This is a genomic window from Erysipelotrichaceae bacterium 66202529, from assembly GCA_017161075.1.
Taxonomy (GTDB): domain Bacteria; phylum Bacillota_I; class Bacilli_A; order Erysipelotrichales; family Erysipelotrichaceae; genus Clostridium_AQ.
The window spans coordinates 2,577,180-2,596,337 of sequence record CP046174.1 but is presented as its reverse complement, the minus strand read 5'-3'; the positions used below and the strand labels follow the sequence as shown (position 1 = coordinate 2,596,337).

Annotated in this window: 21 protein-coding genes; 18 read left to right on the top strand and 3 right to left on the bottom strand. The window is 44.8% G+C overall.

What is annotated here, in order from left to right; genetic code table 11:
- Positions 1-230: 230 nt before the first annotated feature.
- From GKZ87_12370 to GKZ87_12305, 14 genes are all read left to right on the top strand, one after another.
- Positions 231-653: a hypothetical protein gene (locus GKZ87_12370; GenBank protein ID QSI26228.1), complete on the top strand. Its 423-nt coding sequence runs from the start codon at positions 231-233 to the stop codon at positions 651-653.
- A 288-nt stretch (positions 654-941) separates the two neighbouring features.
- Entirely contained in the window at positions 942-2,117 is a 1,176-nt protein-coding gene (locus GKZ87_12365; GenBank protein ID QSI26227.1) for a CapA family protein, read from the top strand.
- 52 nt (positions 2,118-2,169) lie between these two features.
- Positions 2,170-2,589, top strand: coding sequence for an FMN-binding protein (locus tag GKZ87_12360; protein QSI26226.1), 420 nt, complete (start codon positions 2,170-2,172; stop codon positions 2,587-2,589).
- 438 nt (positions 2,590-3,027) lie between these two features.
- Positions 3,028-3,408: a NusG domain II-containing protein gene (locus GKZ87_12355; protein ID QSI26225.1), complete on the top strand. Its 381-nt coding sequence runs from the start codon at positions 3,028-3,030 to the stop codon at positions 3,406-3,408.
- Positions 3,408-3,899, top strand: a complete 492-nt coding sequence (locus GKZ87_12350; GenBank protein ID QSI27953.1) for a heptaprenyl diphosphate synthase — start codon at positions 3,408-3,410, stop codon at positions 3,897-3,899. The genes GKZ87_12355 and GKZ87_12350 overlap by 1 nt, the downstream gene beginning before the upstream one ends.
- 29 nt (positions 3,900-3,928) lie before the next feature.
- A complete protein-coding gene (locus tag GKZ87_12345; GenBank protein ID QSI26224.1) occupies positions 3,929-4,186 on the top strand; it encodes a TIGR03905 family TSCPD domain-containing protein in 258 nt (85 codons plus the stop codon).
- A 185-nt stretch (positions 4,187-4,371) separates the two neighbouring features.
- Positions 4,372-6,186: an ATP-binding cassette domain-containing protein gene (locus GKZ87_12340; GenBank protein ID QSI26223.1), complete on the top strand. Its 1,815-nt coding sequence runs from the start codon at positions 4,372-4,374 to the stop codon at positions 6,184-6,186.
- Positions 6,152-7,987, top strand: a complete 1,836-nt coding sequence (locus tag GKZ87_12335) for an ATP-binding cassette domain-containing protein (GenBank protein ID QSI26222.1) — start codon at positions 6,152-6,154, stop codon at positions 7,985-7,987. The genes GKZ87_12340 and GKZ87_12335 overlap by 35 nt, the downstream gene beginning before the upstream one ends.
- A gap of 331 nt (positions 7,988-8,318) precedes the next feature.
- On the top strand, positions 8,319-8,831 hold the full coding sequence (locus GKZ87_12330) for a deoxyuridine 5'-triphosphate nucleotidohydrolase (protein ID QSI26221.1): 513 nt from the start codon (positions 8,319-8,321) through the stop codon (positions 8,829-8,831).
- Between the two features lie 217 nt (positions 8,832-9,048).
- Positions 9,049-10,617, top strand: coding sequence for a diguanylate cyclase (locus GKZ87_12325; GenBank protein ID QSI26220.1), 1,569 nt, complete (start codon positions 9,049-9,051; stop codon positions 10,615-10,617).
- A 1-nt stretch (position 10,618) separates the two neighbouring features.
- Positions 10,619-11,959: a diguanylate cyclase gene (locus tag GKZ87_12320; protein QSI26219.1), complete on the top strand. Its 1,341-nt coding sequence runs from the start codon at positions 10,619-10,621 to the stop codon at positions 11,957-11,959.
- Positions 11,960-12,078: 119 nt separating this feature from the next.
- Positions 12,079-12,408, top strand: coding sequence for a PadR family transcriptional regulator (locus GKZ87_12315; protein ID QSI26218.1), 330 nt, complete (start codon positions 12,079-12,081; stop codon positions 12,406-12,408).
- Entirely contained in the window at positions 12,395-13,444 is a 1,050-nt protein-coding gene (locus tag GKZ87_12310; GenBank protein ID QSI26217.1) for a DUF1700 domain-containing protein, read from the top strand. The genes GKZ87_12315 and GKZ87_12310 overlap by 14 nt, the downstream gene beginning before the upstream one ends.
- 4 nt (positions 13,445-13,448) lie before the next feature.
- Positions 13,449-13,916: a hypothetical protein gene (locus tag GKZ87_12305; GenBank protein QSI26216.1), complete on the top strand. Its 468-nt coding sequence runs from the start codon at positions 13,449-13,451 to the stop codon at positions 13,914-13,916.
- A gap of 173 nt (positions 13,917-14,089) precedes the next feature.
- Here GKZ87_12305 and GKZ87_12300 read toward each other — a convergent pair whose 3' ends face one another.
- From GKZ87_12300 to GKZ87_12290, 3 genes are all read right to left on the bottom strand, one after another.
- A complete protein-coding gene (locus tag GKZ87_12300) occupies positions 14,090-14,734 on the bottom strand; it encodes an acetyltransferase (GenBank protein QSI26215.1) in 645 nt (214 codons plus the stop codon).
- Between the two features lie 112 nt (positions 14,735-14,846).
- Positions 14,847-15,107 carry a hypothetical protein gene (locus GKZ87_12295; GenBank protein QSI26214.1) on the bottom strand — a complete coding sequence of 87 codons (261 nt, stop codon included), beginning with the start codon at positions 15,105-15,107 and terminating at the stop codon, positions 14,847-14,849.
- A gap of 182 nt (positions 15,108-15,289) precedes the next feature.
- Positions 15,290-15,589: a hypothetical protein gene (locus GKZ87_12290; GenBank protein ID QSI26213.1), complete on the bottom strand. Its 300-nt coding sequence runs from the start codon at positions 15,587-15,589 to the stop codon at positions 15,290-15,292.
- 310 nt (positions 15,590-15,899) lie between these two features.
- Here GKZ87_12290 and GKZ87_12285 point away from each other — a divergent pair, with 310 nt between their 5' ends.
- The 4 genes from GKZ87_12285 to GKZ87_12270 all read left to right on the top strand — a co-directional run bounded on the left by GKZ87_12285 (position 15,900) and on the right by GKZ87_12270 (position 19,158).
- Positions 15,900-16,232, top strand: a complete 333-nt coding sequence (locus GKZ87_12285; protein QSI26212.1) for a PadR family transcriptional regulator — start codon at positions 15,900-15,902, stop codon at positions 16,230-16,232.
- Complete coding sequence (locus GKZ87_12280; GenBank protein QSI26211.1) at positions 16,229-17,479, top strand: DUF2812 domain-containing protein; 1,251 nt, start codon at positions 16,229-16,231, stop codon at positions 17,477-17,479. The genes GKZ87_12285 and GKZ87_12280 overlap by 4 nt, the downstream gene beginning before the upstream one ends.
- Before the next feature lie 300 nt (positions 17,480-17,779).
- Positions 17,780-18,256 (top strand): signal peptidase II, encoded by a 477-nt coding sequence (gene lspA / locus GKZ87_12275; GenBank protein QSI26210.1) that lies wholly within the window; start codon positions 17,780-17,782, stop codon positions 18,254-18,256.
- On the top strand, positions 18,244-19,158 hold the full coding sequence (locus GKZ87_12270) for an RluA family pseudouridine synthase (protein ID QSI26209.1): 915 nt from the start codon (positions 18,244-18,246) through the stop codon (positions 19,156-19,158). The genes lspA and GKZ87_12270 overlap by 13 nt, the downstream gene beginning before the upstream one ends.

The following is a 19,158-nucleotide window of genomic DNA, read 5'->3' as shown; positions in this document are numbered from 1 at the left end:
AAGCACCTATACCTGCCATAAAAAGGTACTGTCGTAAACAGGGAAGAGCCCTGATTTTACCCAAATATAAATGAAACAGCTGCATTGGTAAAAATTAACTTGTGAAAATGTAAGCAAAACGGTTGACGATTCTTGATACAATCTGATACCATAGGGATACCACATCATATCATAGGATGAGGGATATTAGGAAGGCTGTAAATAAGCAGCCACATGGAGGAGAATAGTAAATGAAAAAACTCACAGTACTACTAGCAATGACAGTGTTACTAGCAGCCTGCGGCGGTAATTCCGAGCCTGAAAAAACAGGAAAAGGTGAATCCGCAAAAGACAAGAGCGGAGACTTCGCATCAGCGGAAATTACCGTAAAGGGTGATGATGTCGTAGCCATCAGTCTGGATGAAACAAAAGAGGGAAAATCAAAAAAAGAGCTTGGCGATAAGTATAATATGAAGTCTGCCAGCAAAAAAGCAAAAAAAGAATGGTATGAGCAGGTGGAATTCCTGGAGAATTACATTAAGAAAAACGGGCTGGACAAGGTTGAAATGAACGATGCAGGATATCCTGTAAACGATGATGTTCTGGCTGGCTGCACCATCAATATAAAAAATCTGATGGATGCCGCAAAGAGTGCAAAGGACAGCGCGGAATAAAATAGAAAAGCGGAGATAGGACAAGCTATCCCCGTTTTTTTTGTGCTTCTTATGTATCCCTGTAAACATATGGAAGGTGTTCATACAAAAGCACTGTGCCTGTGTACGATAAAATATTACTTTTATATCCTGCTTCAGCTATGACTCCTTGTGTCTACATCATAAACCAGAATATGATTTCTGTAACCGGTATTAAAGGTGTAAAAGACAGCGGTTTCCGGAATATCGCTTAACATCTGTGAACGGATGCTTTATAATGTAACATAATAAGGGGAAAGGAATGCATTTATGAAAAAATTACTAATTACATGCTGTGCTGCATGTCTTCTGCTTTGCGGCTGCAGCAAAAAAAATGAACAAGAAAAGAAGCCGGCTGTTAAAAAAGAAAATCCAATACATACGGTATCCTTACGTTTTACCGGTGATATCCTGATTGAGGATGCCTTGTACAACTGGATGGGAAGCGACTATGATGTAAGGGATTATTTTGATAAGGTGAAGCCCTATCTGGATGCTGATCTTGTCATTGGCAATCAGGAGGTGGTGCTGGGAGGAAAAGAGCTGGGGATCACAGGCAGTGATTATACCTTTAATGCACCCGAGGAAATTGCAGCACAGCTGCCTGAAATCGGCTTTGATGTATTGACGTTTGCGAACAATCACAGCTATGACCGTGGTATGCAGGGAATTGGTAATACCAGAAAAAATCTGGAGAAAAACGGTATCCGAACAACGGGAGCATATGATAATCAACAGCAGCGTGAGGATACGCTTGTAGTAGAGCGAAACGGTGTACGCTTTGCGATTCTTGCTTATACCTATGATACCAATCAGCCGGTGGAGGAGAAGTACAGCTATGCTGTGAATCATTTTCTGAATGAAAATCATGAATTTGATAAGGCGCATCAAAAGCAGCTGAAGGATGATATCCGGCAGGCAAAAAAGAAGGCGGATGTTGTCATTGCGGCTATGCACTGGGGCACGGAATTCACCTATGAGCTGGATGCACAGCAACGATCAGCGGCACAATTTCTGAATGAGCAGGGAGTTGATATCATAGTCGGCAATCATCCCCACTGCCTGCAGAAGGTGGAGACCTTAAAAAACAAGGATGGCAGGGAAACGTTTGTAATGTATTCCCTTGGAAACTTCGTATCGGCAGCCATGGGCGTAGATCGTGCCAGTGAGCAGTTTACGAATATGTATGAGCTGGGTGGTATCGTTCAGTGTGATGTGGAATTTAACAGGGATACAAAGAAGGTCGCTGTCCGCAATAAAAAACTGATTCCGATTGTCAATCAGTTTGACAGCTCCTATGATCATTTCCAGCTGCTGCCGTTTTCCTCCTACAGCGAGGAGCTGGCCTCGGCGCATGGGCAGCGAACCATCAGCTCCAGCTTTACCTATGCCTGGCTGCAGGATCAGCTGAAGCAGCTGTATGATGGAGAAATTGACTGGCAGTAGTATAAAGCCACTGCATGCATAGCATACTAACAGCAGCGAAAGGATGATATGCATGAAAAAGCAGGTAATGCTACTGGGTCTTTCCGTACTGCTGTGCGGCTGCGGCGGAAAGAGTGAGGAAAAGGAAGGCACAGGAACCTATACGAATGATAATGGGGAAAAAACAACCGCAAGGGTCAAATTGAAAAATGATAAAATTGCGGAGGTTGAAATTGACGAAACCGCAAAGGGCAAGGATAAAACGAAGAAGGAGCTTGGTGAAGCATATGGTATGAAGCAGGCAAGTCCGATCAAAAAGGAATGGAATGAACAGATTGCCTATTTTGAAAAATATGTAGAAAAGCATGGAATTGATAAAATCAAGCTGAACAAGGATGGAAAGGCGGAAAACAACGATGTGCGTACCGGCTGTACCATCAGTGTGAACGGCTTTATAAAAGCCATTCAGGATGCAGAGAAAAACGCAAAATAATATTGAGATATCTGCCCTACTGTGTGCAGATGTCTTTTTTTAATATGATAAACTCCTCAGATATGCAGGTGAATATTTCTGTAAAGCTTCCGAATTTATGCAGGTCAGTTTTTCGGGATATGGATATTTCTGCCTGTGAAATGGCAGCTGCTTTTGGTGAAAGCTGTAGGTGTGAGTATGGAAAAAAACAGACGCATATGAATGAGAGTATGAGAGCAGATACAGTAAAAAATAAACAGAGCCTTATGCTGGTGTGTTTTAAAAGAAGCTGGTAAACTAGGAAGGGCTGTATGGATGTAGGAACAGCTAATTTCTGTATCATTGCGTTAATGGATTTGGATGTATGAAGAATAAAAGCTGTATATGTCAGTGTTTCTTTGAGAAAAAGGTTTGCAAACCCTTTCCTCTCGGGTATAATATAATAATGTTGGAGGATCTATGAATAAAGCAGATAAAGTATTTATTTTGATCGTCGCAGTCTGTGCCTGCCTGCTGTATGTGCCGCTGCTGTGGAGCGCATATCAGGATGCCGGTAAGGAAAAGGAAGTTGTTGTCAGCTATAAGGATCAGGAAATTCTCAGAAAGGATCTGAAAATCAATGATGTGTATACCGTAAAGGGTACCCTTGGAGATGTTCAGGTGGAAGTGAAGGATAAGAGGGTTCGTGTGGAAAAGGAAAACAGTCCCTATCATTTATGCTCGATTCAGGGCTGGGTAGAGGATGCCAATCGGCCGATTGTGTGTCTGCCCAATAACATCGTCGTGCAGATAGAAGCAAATGATGCCGATGAGGATGCTGTGGATACGGTGATTCAATGATGAGCCGGACACAGAAAATGACAACGATTACCATGCTGACAGCGATCAGTATTCTCTTTCATATGATTGAGTCCATGATACCTGTACCCGTACCGGTACCGGGATTCAAGCTTGGTCTGGCAAATATCGTAGGACTGATTGCGTATTATCTGTTTGATGCAAAGGTGATGCTCTCTGTTAACATGATGCGTGTTATACTGGCCTCTCTGCTTCGTGGGATGCTGTTTGGTACGGGCTTCTGGCTGTCGATGTGTGGTGTATTGCTGTCCTCACTGGCCTGTATTCTTGCCAGAAAAACACCGATGAGTATCTATGGGGTTAGTGTTGCCGGAAGCAGTGCGCATGCGATTGGACAGGTGATTGCTGTAACACTCATTTATCAGCAGTTCTTTATGCAGGCAATCCTGCCGGTATTGATTTTGCTGGGGATACCGACCGGGCTGTTTGTGGCTCATGTTGCCAGAGCGGTTTTAAAGCGAATACATGTATAAATTTGTACAGGGATAAGGAGGAACAGGATATGGAAACATTTGTATATAAACCAAAGGGTGTCTGCTCAAGAGAAATGCGGTTTGAGATGGATGGCGATGTCATTCGCGATGTAACGATCGTAGGAGGCTGTGCAGGAAATCTGCTGGGCATTTCCAGAATTATAAAGGATAAAAAAATAAGTGAAGTACTGGATGCTTTTCAAGGGGTTCGCTGTGGAGCGAAGCCGACATCCTGTCCGGACCAGATTGCGTCTGCATTGCGTGAGTACGCGAAAAAGCTGGGATAAACAGGATTTCTGTATAGTCTTAACAGGCTGCATGGAAGCATTGCGGGAAATAGGCTTATTGCCTATTTTTTTGTTTACACAGGCTTTTTTATGTACAGCAAAAAAGAAAACATGAACGATACCGTCTGCGGATAGGGAGATACTGTATCTGCATTCGGTAACAGGATATAGAGAGGAAGGGGATTATGAAAAAAATACGATTTGTATGGAGGTATGTGCGGCCGTACCGGTATCAGTTTCTGCTGATTTTACTGGATGTGGCGATATACTCTTTGTTTATGCTGGCAGCACCGCTGATTATTTCCTGGATGATTGATAATATAATCAAGGGAGTGCCGTTTGATAATGTATTCCTGCAAAGGCTGGTTGCTATGGCAGGCGGTATGGAGGCGCTGCAGTCGCATCTGTGGGTCGGCTCCCTGCTGGTTGTAGGAAGCTATTTGATGGTTGCCTTTGCGATCAACCGCAGAAGCATGCATGCGGGAAATGTTGCCGAGACACTGGCACAAAATGTCCGCAACGATCTGTATGACCATCTGCAGAAGCTGCCGTTTTCTTATCACAAAAGCAAGGACAGCGGGGATTTGATTCAGCGAAGCACCTCGGATATTGAAACGGTGCGAAGATTTCTGGCTAACCAGTTTTCCGAAATGCTGTTTGCTATATTAAATGTTACCCTGGCATCCCTGATTTTGTTCAGCCGCAGTGTGAAGCTGACACTGGTATCCATTGCTCTGATTCCGCTGATTCTGATTGCAAGCTACGTATTCTTTTCCAAGGCGAAAAAGATTTTTCTGGAATGTGATCTTGCGGAAAGCTCCATGACCACCGTGCTGCAGGAAAATCTGAATGCGATGCGCGTCGTAAAGGCGTTTCATCAGGAGCAGCATGAAATTGATAAATTCGAGGCGGCAAATGATGCCTATCGCAAGAAATATTTTGATTTGATGCATGCGCTGGCACTGTTTTGGAGCGGGACTGATTTTCTTGGACAGATGCAGATTTTGCTCATGATCGTCTTTGGTATCGGTATGGCATTGCAGGGAGAGCTGAGCGTAGGAACCTTCTTCGTCTTTCTGATGTATGAAAGCACCATTGTCTGGCCACTGCGTCAGCTGGGAAGAATTTTGTCCGATCTGGGAAAGGTTAGTGTATCCATCACACGTATTGAGGAAGTGCTGCAGGAGGAGGCTGAGGATTTGGAGCGTGGTCTGCGTCCAAAAATCAGCGGCAATATCCGCTTTGATCATGTAAGCTTTCGTTATGAGGACGGAAGTGAGCATACGCTGCATGATCTTTCCTTCGAGCTTCATGAGGGAGAACGTATCGCCATCATGGGGCCGACCGGCAGTGGGAAGTCCAGTCTGGTACATTTGTTGAGCGGTATTTATGATTATGATGAGGGAAGCATAACAATCAACGGTGTGGAGCTGCGGGATATCGCGAAATCCTGGCTGCGGCGCCATGTTCAGATTGTTTTACAGGAGCCGTTTTTGTTTTCCAAGACCATTTATGAAAACATTCATCTCGCCGATCATCATTCCATGAAGGAGGATGTTGTGGAGGCAGCGCGTATGTCCTGTATTCATAACGATATCGAGGAGTTTGATCAGGGCTATGAAACCATGGTAGGAGAAAAGGGGGTAACCCTTTCCGGAGGACAGAAGCAGCGTGTGGCAATCGCCCGTTCCCTGCTTGCCAGAAGTCCGATCATCGTATTTGACGATTCCTTATCTGCTCTGGATATGAAAACAGATGCGATGATTCAGGAGGCGCTGCAGGATATTGCGTATCCGATGACGATGCTGATGATTACCCATCGTGTTGCCTCCGCACAGAATGCCGACCGGATTCTGGTGCTGGAGCATGGACGGCTTGTGCAGGCGGGAACCCACGAGGAGCTGATTGCACAAAAAGGATTGTATAAACGGATTTATGACATTCAGAAGGAGGGAGGTGAGGCATATGGCACAGCGCATCATGAAGGAACAGGAGTTTGAAAGTGATGTATTTGACCGCAAAACCTGGAGCAAGGTGTTTCAACTGCTGTGGGAGCATAAAAAAACAGTTATTCCATTGATTTTCTTTAATACGGTGTTAGCACTTACGGATGTAATCATGCCTCTGCTGAACCGGTATGCCTTAAATACCTATGTGGATGATCAAACAGGAGCGCAGACACTGCCGGTTTTTATCGGTGTGTACCTCGCAATGATCGTGGCACAATGCCTGCTGGTGTATTTGTTTTTCCGACTTGCCGCCAGGGTGGAAAGTGATTTCGGAAAAAATCTGCGAAAGAAGTGCTTTCGCAAGCTGCAGGAGCAGACCTTTTCCTATTTTGACCGGACTGCGAACGGCTGGCTGATGGCAAGGATCACCTCAGATACCGCACGTCTGGCAGAAACGCTTGCCTGGGCGTTTGTCGATGTAGTCTGGGGAATCTTCGTCATGCTGGGAATCAGTATCGTCATGCTGCTTGTCAACTGGCAGATGGCACTGTGCGTGCTGGTTGTCGTTCCCCTGCTCTGGTTCGTATCCCTGTATTTTCAACGCCGTATTCTTTCGGCACAGCGTAAATCAAGAAAGGCCAATTCCCGAATTACAGCTTCCTTTGCGGAAGGAATCAACGGTGCCAAGACGACGAAAACGCTGGGAATCGAACAGCAGAATTACGAGGAGTTTCAAAAGAAAACAGAGGATATGAAGCGCTACAGCATGCGTGCACTGCACATCAACGCTATTTTTCAGCCAATCGTCTATCTGCTGTCAGCGGTTGTGATCGCGTTGCTGCTGTATGTCGGAGGAGAACAGGTGCTTTTGAAAACGATTCAGTTTGGAACCCTTGCCATGTTTATCAATTATGCACAGCTGTTTTTCGACCCGCTGAAGCAGATTGCCCGTGTTCTGGCAGAGATTCAAATGGCGCAGGCAAGCGCAGAGCGTGTGGTTGCCCTGCTGGATGAGGAGATTGAAATCGTAGATCGTCCGGATGTGATTGAGCGCTATGGAACCCTGCTGGATGAGCATACGGAGGCATACGAATTCCTGCACGGCGATGTCGTATTCGATCATGTAGATTTCTATTATTATGAAAACGAGCCTGTCCTACGTGATTTCTGCCTGCGGGTTTCGCAGGGACAAACGGTGGCGCTCGTGGGAGAAACCGGCTCGGGTAAGAGTACGATAGTCAATCTGCTCTGTCGCTTCTATGAACCGTGCCGTGGCAAAATTATCATGGATGGCCGGGATTTGCGTGATCGTAGTGTTGGCTGGCTGCATTCCCACATCGGCTATGTGCTGCAGACACCGAATCTGTTCAGTGGAACCATACGGGATAATATTCGTTATGGAAGAGCGGATGCCACCGATGAGGAGGTGGAGCACGTTGCCCGTCTGATTCAGGCGCATGATTTCATCAGCCGCATGGAAAAGGGCTATGACAGCGAGGTAGGAGAGGGTGGAGACCGTCTGTCCACCGGACAGAAGCAGCTGATATCCTTTGCGCGGGCTATGCTCTCCAATCCTGCCATCGTCATTCTGGATGAGGCGACAAGCTCCATTGATACAGAAAGTGAGAAGGCGATTCAGTATGCAATGTCCAAGCTGCTGCATGGACGAACCAGCTTTGTTGTAGCTCATCGTCTGAGTACGATCGTGGATGCGGATATCATTGTCGTACTGCAGCATGGTGTCATCATGGAACAGGGAACGCATGAGGAGCTCATGGCCGCAAAGGGCTATTATTATGAGCTGTTTACTTCCCAGTACCGCCAGGAGCAGCATGCGGCCGCATGGAAATAACCGGATACAAAGCATACATGAATTCTGAAAAGGATGTTCCTGTATGCTTTTTCTGTATGCAGATCATTTCGATAAACGACAGATAAAGCCAAAGCAAGGCTTTCATACGAGCACCTGCAAATGGCTGGTAGCTTCAAAGGCAGTGCAGGCTTCCATGAGTTTTCATAGGAAGCAGGGAAAAGATACTCCATTTGATTGCAGATCGGTACAGCCGTTTAACGTTTTCCTGTTGTTTTCAGGCTGTAAATGGAAGGATACAGGTCAGACTGCACGGTTAAAAGGGACATACACACATTTGTATGGTAAAATAATAGCGCATAGGAGGATGTTTATGGAGAGAATGGCTAAATTTCACAAGGTGAGCTTTCAACGCTTTGAAAAGGACTGGAAGGAAACCTTTCCAAAGGAACCGGTACAGGAAATCCGTGTGTTATACGATAACCTGCGGCTGCCGAAACGGGCAACCAGAGGCTCTGCCGGCTATGATTTTTTTGCGCCTGCAGCGTTTACTCTGGCACCGCAGGAAACGATTAAGCTTCCAACCGGTATCCGCGCAGAAATCCGTGAGGGCTGGGTGCTGCAGCTGTTTCCCAGAAGCTCTCTGGGATTTCGCTACCGCTTACAGTGTAATAATACGGTGGGAATCATAGACAGTGATTATTTTGAAAGTGATAACGAGGGGCATATCTTTATCAAGCTGATGAATGATTCCAGGGAGAATAAAACCGTAACGGTACAAGCCGGAGAGGGATTCGCCCAGGGGATCTTTCTTCCCTTTGGTATCTGTGAGGACGATGATGCACAGGATATCCGTAACGGAGGCCTTGGCAGCACAAACAAATAGACGTGTGTTCTAGGTGAAATGAAAAGGCACAAGCAAAGGTAAAAATTCCTGTATGCATAGAGCTGATAAACCAGGCTGTGTACAGGTAATTTTTTTATGTGTATGGACTGTTGAACTTAAAAGTAAAGATTTATGAAAAATATAAAAAAATAATCTTTTCATGTGATAGATATGTTATACTCAATATATAATAAAGAAAGAAAACGGGGTGAACGGTTTGAAAAAGGTAATAAAAAACAATGCGAATACAAAACAGGAAAGCCGGATTCTTCCTTTTTCACCGGTACGCACATATTTCCTGGTTTTTTGTGTGCTTTGTATTTTCATCGTTATCCTCGGCGGTACACTGACGACAGTACGCACGATGCGTCATTCTGCAATAGCGGCTCAGCAAAGTGCATCGACACAGATATCCCAGCGCATTGATGAATCATTAAAGCTTTTACAATCACTGGCTGCGCTACCTGAATTTAATGATCCTGCGGTGAAATGGGAGGAAAAGGTCGCAAAGCTGGATCAAATCAATACGTATTTCGGATATATGTTTATCTGCTATGTGGATGAGGATATTCAGGTTTATACGCTCGGAGAGGAACCGGCAAGTCTGGCAAGCCGGGAGCATATGCAGAAGCTGTATTCTACAAAAAAGCCCGTGGTAACGGACAGCTTTGTCGCGGGAGCGGACGGGGTAACGTTGAACTATACCGTGGCAGTGCCATTGCTTCATGACGGCGTTATGACAGGCAGTTTGTTCTGTTCCATATATTTTGATGATACAGTGAAGCTGTTACAGCAGTCAGCTTCCGCAAACCGCAGTGAGGCTGTACTGATTGGTTCCAAGGGGCAGATCATGTCATCTACCAACGGACTGTCATACGGATCCTCATACGTAGATGTTCTGCAGGATACAAGGATGTTCAATATGACAACAGATCAGCTGGAAACAGTACTGCTGGCACGGAAAACAGGATCGTTTTACAGCATGAAGGATGGAAATCTGATGTATACAGAATACGGCCCGGTCAAAAACACCAATTGGGATATTCTGATTACCATCGATTTTCTCTCGCTGTTTACCGCTACATTGCCGTCCCTGCTGTTTATTGCCATTTGTACGATAGCAGTTACGCTGGGCTTGTTTATCCTGGTGAGAAAATACTGCCTGCACCAGCGGGAGAATATGGAGAAAATGGTTGCGGCTGTCCATAAAATGGAACGAAAGCTCTATCAGAACAGTATACCGGAAAGTGTTGATTATGACGATATCCTGCGCATGAGCAGTACTGGACTTCGCGATGGTTTAACCGGTGTGGTAACACGTACCGTTTTTCTGAGTCAGGCACAGAAGCTGCTGGAGACTGCGGCTGTGGAAAATATGATGACGCTTTGCTTTGTCGATTTGGACGATTTAAAAATTCTAAACGATACGCATGGGCATCAGGCCGGAGACAGTGCCTTGCGCAAAATTGGTTCCATCCTTCGCGAATATGAAAAAAAATATGAGGGTGTTGTCGGACGCTATGGCGGAGATGAGTTTATCCTTGTTTTAAAGGACATGGATGATACAGAAGAAATCCATGCGGTTCTGCAGAAGCTGGTCGGCAAGCTGAGCTTCTCAATCACGGTTAAGCAGGAAACGATTGATGTGCACTGCAGTCTTGGCGCCTGTATCTGGAATAAGAAGGATACGCTGGAGGCGCTGATTGCGAAGGCGGATAAGGCATTGTATGATGTGAAGCGTCATGGGAAAAAGGATTATTCCCTGTTCCTGCACGGAGAAGAATGATATGAGAACACTGAATTTCAAATACCGCATGCTGGGAATTGCATTTACGATTGCTGTGCTGCTTGTGAGCCTGTATACAAGAAATGGAATCCATGCATTTTTGATCCAGGAGCGGCGAAGGGATGCAGATACGGCTGTGCAGCTGTTTTGTGAAAATCTGAAAGCACAGCTGGATTCTATCAATTATGCATCCAAAATGACCTATACGCTGGATGCGGCAAAGTATTCAGATTTGAAGCTGTTTGAAAAAACAGCCAAAAAGCTTTTAAAGCAGCATTCGCATATCCGTTATCTGTCCTATTTTGAAGGGGACAGCCTAACGGCAATTTATCCAAAGGAAAAATATAAGGCTGCTTTGGGAAATGATATGCATGATCTGTCTTATAGCTATACATTGGCCAAGGTTGTAAAGGAAGGCGTAATCGCCGGGCCGGAACAGCTGTCGCTGACAAAGGAAAATGTATTTTTGTTTATTGAGCCGCTGCTTACCAATGGACAGTATAAAGGGGAGGTCGTTGCGGCGGTGGATAGTGACTATGTTCTTGATAAAATGCATCTGGACTTTCTCACAGACCGCAGGTATGACTATGAGTTGTGGCGCGTAAACGCGTTAGGAGAGAAAAAGACGATTATACAGGTTTCCGATGCGTCCATAGATTTCTCAGATGCCGCAAAGCTGGAATTCAGTCTGCCGGCTACCTGGAATCTCAGTATTCAGCCCAGTGACGGATGGCTGCCAGCGGATGTGAAGCTGTTGATTGATGGCTGCTGTGCTGTCGGCGCATTGCTTATTCTTGGATGTGCCTATCTTCTTGTCAAGGTTATCCGACAGAAAAAAGAGCTGCAGAAAGCAGCATATACCGACCCTGACAGCGGTTTATTAAACAGGGAGGGCTTCTGTTATTATGTGGATCGATCCAGATATATGCAAAGCAGTGCAGCGGTAACCCTGCTGTATATACAGCTTCACAACTTTCACAGACTATGCAGAAACGTAAGTCGACAGGAGGTTCTCATTTATCTTCATAGCATCAGGGACAGCCTGCAGGAGCGTTTTTCGCTGGATAGTATTGCTGCACGTTTGAGCGATGAAGAAATTGCAGTAGCGATTTTTGAGGACACACAGAATGAAAAGGCGATGGAACAGATTGAGGATTTCATATTGCAATTATTCTGGAAAAAGAAATTTCATGGAAAAAAGGAATTTGTAGAGCCTAAGAGCTGTATCATACGCAGTACGGCAAATCAAACAACGGCAGAGGAGCTTTTGAAAAATGCTGTTATGCGTTTGAACGAGCTGTATGATTTACAAACGGAAGAACGAGCAGAAGTAGATAAATAGAAAAGGCATGCCTTAAAAGGCAGCCTTTTTTGTCTTCTATGTTATATACAGTATTACTTTTATTTTAGTACTTGACAATACAAAGTACTGGATGTATTATAATAGTGGAGGTGATGCTGGTGAACACACAATTCAAGAAGGGTGTTCTGGAGCTGATCGTGCTGCTGTGCGTATATAAAAAAGATATGTACGGCTATGAGCTGGTATCTGAGGTGAGCAAGGTCATCAACGTAAATGAAGGAACGATCTATCCTTTATTAAAGCGATTGACCAATGAGCATTATTTTGAAACCTATCTCAGTGAATCCACGGAAGGCCCTCCGCGCAAATATTATCGCATTACCGGGAATGGAAAAATGAGGACAAAGGAGCTGCTGCAGGAATGGAATGAATTTCATGAACAGGTCAGCAGATTTATAAAGGAGAGTGAACTCGATGACGAAAGATGAATTTCTGCGATTGCTGGATCGCAAGCTGGATGTGATCAATGAAAGGGAACGAAGGGATATCATTGATGAATATCGCACACATATTGAAATGAAGATGAAGGAAGGAAAAACCGAGGAGGAGGCGATTGCGGATTTTGGTGATATTGATGAGCTGGTGGATGATATCCTGGATGCTTATAAGATCAATACAGATCGCGTGAACCGCTCCTTTGATACAAAGCTGAACCGGTTTATGGATGACCTATTTAACGGCTTCCAGCGGTTTTTAGGCTCCTTTACCTCCCTGCAGATGGATGATGTTGTGCGTCTGGTATTCGAGGTTTTGGTGATATTGCTGCTGCTGGCAGTCCTGCATATCCCCTTCCGTATGATTTCCTCCCTGGGAAGCAGTTTGCTGCATTCCGTAGCAGGCTATGGCATCGGCGGACTTCTGGCGGCCATCTGGAGATTTATAATCGGTGTGGCTTATGTGGCAATCTTTGTGGTGGTACTGGTTAATCTGTGTACAAAGCGGTTAAACCGTTACCGCAGCCATGCACGACACGATGATGGTGCCAGTGTGTTTGATGACTTCAAGGAAAGCTTTGATTTTGACCAGGCGAAGGAAACGGTGCATTCCTTTACGAACGGGAGAAACCGTACACGGCGGGATACCATCTATGATGACCGTGATGATGTGAATTACCAGGAAAGCAAACAAGACAGCATGAACACGGAGGAGACAGAGGATGCATATGCGGATGAAAGCACCTATGAGGAGCCGCGCAGAAAGGAATACCGCCGCTATCACGAGGACGACCATCTGGAGCGTGGAGTAACGAGTGTTGCGACCATTCTGATGCGTATCTTCTTCTGCCTGATGATGATTCCCTTTGTTGGTATCATCATTGGCTTGTGCTGTGCATTGGGAGCGATGATCGTACTAAGTGTTGAAGGCTTGACGTTGATCGGTGCGTATTTTATTGTGATTGGTGCACTCGTAGCAACTGGAGGCTTCCTGTCGCTGCTATACAGTGTTTTATGGAGAAGGGGGTAGTCATATGAAAAAATTTCTTATATCCCTGATTGTCGGCATCACGATGATGGCAATCGGTACCACCATGCTTGTGTTTGAAATCAAGGAGTTTGATTTTGTGGACGGCCGCGATGCTTATTATGGTTCCGATATCATAAAAACACAAACCTTCAGTGTTAAGGACAAGGATTTGAATATCGTATTCGATGATGATTATTACACATCCTATGACTGGAAATATGATGAAGATATGAAGGATGAGGTACGCATTGAATACAGCAGTACGGAAATTCATATGAGTGTAAGCGGACAAAATGTCTATTTGCAGGAGCGTTATCATAATGATCATGATATTAACGATGGCTTGAATTACCTCAATACCTTTCTGGATGGATTAAAGCATCGTAAGGTATACACTATGGAATATAATGATCGCGTCGTAATTGTATCCTCCGCAAAGGCCAAAGACAGGATACATGTCGAGTATCAGTAACAGCGATACAAGCATGGAAATGCAAGGTTGTTCCTACCCGTTTCGGGTACAGGTATACCGGATATAGAAAAAGAAGGAAGGCTCTTATGAAATTTTGGAGCCTTCTTTTTCTATTGTTTTACTGCTATAGTATACGCATTCTAAACTAAAACCACATCGCAAAACTTTATTTTCTAATCTGCTTCTCTGCAGTGCTGCAGGTGTTCAACAGCACCGCTTTGCAGCGCCGTTATATTGCGCTGAATGTCCGCAACCGGCCAGTCCCACCACTGTAATCGCAGCAGCTCTGTAATCGTGTCACTAGAAAACCGCAGACGTATATTCCGGGCAGGCATGCCGCCGACAATGGTGTAGGGAGCCACATCCTTTGTTACCAGGGCTCGTGTGCCGATGATGGCACCGTCTCCAATCGTAACACCGGATAAAATGACTGCTTCATAGCCAATCCACACATCGTTACCGATCACGATATCCCCCTTGTTATCCCAGGCGTCTGTAACATTTTCCGGCTGTAAGTCCCATTCCTCAAAAAATATCGGAAAGGGATAGGTGGACAGGGAATGCATTGCATGGTTCGCACTATTGAAAAGAAATTTCGCACCGCAGGCGATGGAACAGAATTTTCCAATGTATAAGTGGTCCTGATTTACAGGAAACTGATACAGGACATTGTTCTTTTCAAAATCACGCGGATCGTGGAGCATATCGTTGTACATCGTAAAATCACCGACTGTAATATGCGGATTTGTGATGACGTTTTTCAGATAGACTGTATGCGGATCCCTGCTTCGCGGATACACGGCGTTTACCGTCTTCATGCTCATCAGCTCCTTTCTTTACCTGTATTGTATCCGGCTTTCCTGTGCATCGCAAGCTACAATATCGTACAGAAGCATGTAGTAGAAAAAAGGATGCGCGAGGCATCCAAAATCATTTTTGATAGATTATTTTTTTTATGGCGTGTATCGATAATGCATACTGCTCAGCGAGAGAAGCCATGGAACGGCCCAGATGGTATTGCAGTCGTATTTCTGTATTGCGTGCCTGCAATTCCCTTCGATATCCGCTCTTTTCTCCCCAGCGCTTTTTTTCTCCCGTTGCCGGGATGTATACATATCCTGCCTGAATATAGCCTTGCAGTTCCCTGATCAGAGATTCAGGCAATACGGCTTTTGCGTTAATATATTTCATGCTGACTCCCTCTTTAAATGTACTGGTTAACAAGCCGGCATGATACGCGACGCTTTTACTCCATGCAGGCGTTGCAGATCATCGGGCTTGCATGGAGCACTGCTTCATTTTTTTTCACAAAATCACTTCTTTCCTTTGGCTTCAGTATAGCATTCTCTTGCTTTGTATGCAATCCCTGCGTGTTATGCGATATAGCGTACTAGGTACAATATAAGCAGGCAGAATTCTACAATTCCAAAAGGGATGATCCAGAGATAGGCACTGCCAACGTGAACAGATTCCGGAGATACATAACTTCCACCGTTCGGCGTAAGGGTACCGGCTTCCTCCTGTGCCAGGATTTCCTGTTCCTTTTGTATGAGCTCCTCTTTGACTTCCATCAGATAGGCACGGCTGTTTATAACGAAATAGCAGGTAAGCAGGAAGATGGAAAGCATGAGACTCAGCAACCATTTTCCCGGTATTTGTTGTATTTTTTTCACAGTATCCTCCTTATCACGGTATGTTCTAAAATAAGTATAGCGCATGCTTGTGAAAGCGGCAAATGATTTTATTCATCCTGCTTTTTATGAGTTGAAAGGGAGCGGCAGCTTATGTCTGAAATAAAAAAACAGCTTCAGAGTCTGAAATAAAGGACAGCTTCATTTCTGAAATAAAGGACAGCTTCATATTCTGAAAAAAGGACAGCTTCAGAATGTCAAAAAAGGACAGCTTCATATTCTTGACAATATCGTTAAACGATATTATACTGTAAATGAAGATATATCGTTAAACGATATTGGAGGGGATGCCATGCCAAAGAAACAGTTGGAAACGTTGACGGAGCCCATGTATTATACACTGATTGCACTGTTAGAGCCGCGATGTGGAATGGAAATCACGGAATTTGTATTAACGCTGACAAGCGGCAGGGTGCATCTGGTACCAGGGACACTGTATACGATGCTGTCAAAATTTGAAACAGAGCAAATGATTCGTGAAATTGAGGCGGATGGCAGAAAACGGATTTATATGATAACAGAAAAGGGAAGGGGCATGCTTGTGATGGAATACAGACGGTTAAAGACGATGCTGCAGGATGGGGAAGACTGGATTAAATTAGAGGAAAGAGAGGCAGATGTATGAGAAAGCGAAAAAAACGCGTATGGATGATTATTTTTCCATTTGAATATCCTGCATTACAGACATATTTGAATGAAATGTCTCAAAAGGGCTGGAAGCTGATAAAAGCATATGGGGATCGTTCCTGCTGGCTCACCTTTGAAGCCGATGATACTAAAGGGCAGTATTATCTGGTAGATTATACGAAGGACTATTCCATGCTTTTGCCGGAGTCGGAAACACAGAACGCAAAGAAATATCGCAGCTTCATAGAAGAATATGGTTATGAATATGTGTGCTCAAACGGTCCGTTGCAGATTTATCGCTGTAGTGATCCGCATGCCCAGCTGCGGGAAGGAACTAAGGAAGACCGCCGTATTTTAAATATGAGTGTGCATAAGAATGCAATCCTGCTTCTGATTCTTTTGGGGATGTATCTGCTTCTGCTGAAACAGAATTTTGATAATATGAAGTGGACATTTTATGCAAGCGGTACGCAGATACAAAGCTTTATCATTATGGCGGCGTTAAATCTGGTGTGGCTGCTGCAGCTGCTGCCGTATCTGATCTGGCTGATACGAAGACGCAATGTAACCTCACCCAGAGTACTGAAGCTACAGGCGAATTTTACCAATGCCTCTATACTGATGCTTTTCTGTGCACTACTAGGGACAGCGGTTTCTACTGATCTTCGGTTTATGTTTCTAATCATTGCCGTATGTATCTGTTTCGGGCTTCTGATCCGCAAGCTTTGGCTGGGAAGCTGTAAACCATGGCTTAAATGGGCAGGAACCATTGTTTTGGTTTGGCTGATTTTCCTGGGGACAACACAGATAACGGTGAATAACATATGGAGGCATCTGGATGAGCCGATGGAGGAAACTGCGCTGTCAACGCTGGTGATGAAGTATATGGATACCAGCGATATGACGGTGGATAGCTTCTCGGATTCCTCCATGCTGAGTACGCATCAGATGTTTAATGCTTATACAGAGGAGGAAGCAGACACACAGCGGGATATCAATGTGCAGCTCTATCAAATTCAAAAGGGACTGCTGCAGGATTGGGTGAAAAGCCAGTATCAGAGTAAGGAAATCATGGATATGTTGTGCAGGGGGTATGGAAAGCCGGTCAAAACGCATGGATTCACCATGTATACGGGGGAGCTTGATTATCTGTTTATTCGGGGAAATACGTATGTGACCATCAGTAAGACGGTTTCCCTTGACGATACCTGCTGGAAGCTGCTGCAGGAAATATTTAATTTGTGAAAATATTTTCAGAAATAAAATGACAAAATATTGAAAAATATATTGAAAATATGTTTCTGCCGTGGTATACTATAAACAGATTTCATAAGAATCTGCCAATGGACTTTTTATTAGAATCCTTGTATGAACGTGTCGAGTTCATCCTCCTTATTTATAAACTTTCCTAATTACCGTGATTCGAAATAAAAAGTACACATAAAAATCGCCAATGGCGGTTTTTTTTGTTATAATATGATACGATGCATTTCTATCAGCATTCCAATACTGGCTGTATAGGGCATATAAAGAAAGGTGAATCGCATGAAAGCTAAGCATATCGTGCTGATGGCGGCAGTTCTTCTGCTGGATCAGCTGAGTAAATGGGGCGTACAGGCGTCCATGCAAATAGATGAAAGTATCCATGTAATACCGGGCTTTTTCAGGATTACATATCTGCATAATACAGGAGCGGCATGGAGCATGCTGGAGGGGAAGATGGTTTTCTTTTATCTGATTTCCATCGCATTTCTGATCGGCATGCTGATTTTTTACCGTTCTACAGATTCCAGCGATCGATTGACACGCATCGGCGTTGTCCTGATGATGGCGGGAACTCTTGGTAATTTCATAGACAGACTGGCTTTTCAATATGTACGTGATTTTCTGGATTTCATCATCCTCGGATATGATTTTCCGGTATTTAATGTTGCGGATATATCACTTTGTGTCGGTGTCGGACTCATTGTGCTGTCGATGGTTTTGGAGACATATGGAGGTCGTAAGCTATGCGCGAAATAGATATTATCGCTGCTGCAGAGGATGCAGGAGTACGAATTGATAAATATATCAGTGAGCAGGAGGAGCTGTCCCGCAGCCGTGTGCAGTCATTGCTGCAGGAAGGCTTGATTCTGGTAAATGAAAAGCCTGCCAAGGCAAATTACAAGGTGAAGGCGCAGGATCATATCACTGCCTGCTTTGATGATGAAATGGAGCTTGAGGCACGTCCGGAGCCGATGGAGCTGGATGTGCGCTATGAGGATGAGGATGTCATCGTTATCAACAAGCCGAAAAACATCGTTGTTCATCCGGCGGCAGGCAATCAGACAGGAACACTGGTTAACGGTCTGCTGTATCACTGCAAGGATCTTTCCGGTATCAATGGTACGCTGCGTCCCGGCATCGTTCATCGTATCGACAAGGATACAACAGGTCTGCTCATCGTTGCCAAAAACGATCTTGCTCACGCGTCCTTATCCAAGCAGCTGCAGAGCAAAACAGTGAATCGTTTATACTATGCACTTGTTCATGGTGTGATTCAGCATGATTTCGGAACGATAGACGCACCGATTGGACGGGATGTGAAGGATCGTCAGAAAATGGCTGTCACATCTACTAATTCCAAGGATGCCCGTACGCATTTTCAGGTGATAGAGCGCTTTGAAAATTATACGCTTGTGGAATGCCGTCTTGAAACCGGACGCACCCATCAGATTCGCGTACATATGCAGTATATCGGACATCCGGTAGTCGGAGATGAGAAATACAGCTATCGCAAAACCATGCAGACAAACGGTCAGCTTCTACATGCCCATCAGCTTACCTTCCAGCATCCAAGAACAGGGGAAATGATTACCGTGGAAGCAGAGCTGCCAAAGCAGTTTGCGGATATTCTGGAAGAACTGCGTCAGGAATCGAGGTGA

Bases quoted from the DNA above. Each gene is read 5' to 3' on its own strand.
- GKZ87_12370 (QSI26228.1), top strand. From the start codon at position 231: ATGAAAAAACTCACAGTACTACTAGCAATGACAGTGTTACTAGCAGCC.
- GKZ87_12365 (QSI26227.1), top strand. From the start codon at position 942: ATGAAAAAATTACTAATTACATGCTGTGCTGCATGTCTTCTGCTTTGC.
- GKZ87_12360 (QSI26226.1), top strand. From the start codon at position 2,170: ATGAAAAAGCAGGTAATGCTACTGGGTCTTTCCGTACTGCTGTGCGGC.
- GKZ87_12355 (QSI26225.1), top strand. From the start codon at position 3,028: ATGAATAAAGCAGATAAAGTATTTATTTTGATCGTCGCAGTCTGTGCC.
- GKZ87_12350 (QSI27953.1), top strand. From the start codon at position 3,408: ATGAGCCGGACACAGAAAATGACAACGATTACCATGCTGACAGCGATC.
- GKZ87_12345 (QSI26224.1), top strand. From the start codon at position 3,929: ATGGAAACATTTGTATATAAACCAAAGGGTGTCTGCTCAAGAGAAATG.
- GKZ87_12340 (QSI26223.1), top strand. From the start codon at position 4,372: ATGAAAAAAATACGATTTGTATGGAGGTATGTGCGGCCGTACCGGTAT.
- GKZ87_12335 (QSI26222.1), top strand. From the start codon at position 6,152: ATGGCACAGCGCATCATGAAGGAACAGGAGTTTGAAAGTGATGTATTT.
- GKZ87_12330 (QSI26221.1), top strand. From the start codon at position 8,319: ATGGAGAGAATGGCTAAATTTCACAAGGTGAGCTTTCAACGCTTTGAA.
- GKZ87_12320 (QSI26219.1), top strand. From the start codon at position 10,619: ATGAGAACACTGAATTTCAAATACCGCATGCTGGGAATTGCATTTACG.
- GKZ87_12310 (QSI26217.1), top strand. From the start codon at position 12,395: ATGACGAAAGATGAATTTCTGCGATTGCTGGATCGCAAGCTGGATGTG.
- GKZ87_12305 (QSI26216.1), top strand. From the start codon at position 13,449: ATGAAAAAATTTCTTATATCCCTGATTGTCGGCATCACGATGATGGCA.
- GKZ87_12300 (QSI26215.1), bottom strand. From the start codon at position 14,734: ATGAAGACGGTAAACGCCGTGTATCCGCGAAGCAGGGATCCGCATACA.
- GKZ87_12295 (QSI26214.1), bottom strand. From the start codon at position 15,107: ATGAAATATATTAACGCAAAAGCCGTATTGCCTGAATCTCTGATCAGG.
- GKZ87_12285 (QSI26212.1), top strand. From the start codon at position 15,900: ATGCCAAAGAAACAGTTGGAAACGTTGACGGAGCCCATGTATTATACA.
- GKZ87_12280 (QSI26211.1), top strand. From the start codon at position 16,229: ATGAGAAAGCGAAAAAAACGCGTATGGATGATTATTTTTCCATTTGAA.
- lspA (QSI26210.1), top strand. From the start codon at position 17,780: ATGAAAGCTAAGCATATCGTGCTGATGGCGGCAGTTCTTCTGCTGGAT.
- GKZ87_12270 (QSI26209.1), top strand. From the start codon at position 18,244: ATGCGCGAAATAGATATTATCGCTGCTGCAGAGGATGCAGGAGTACGA.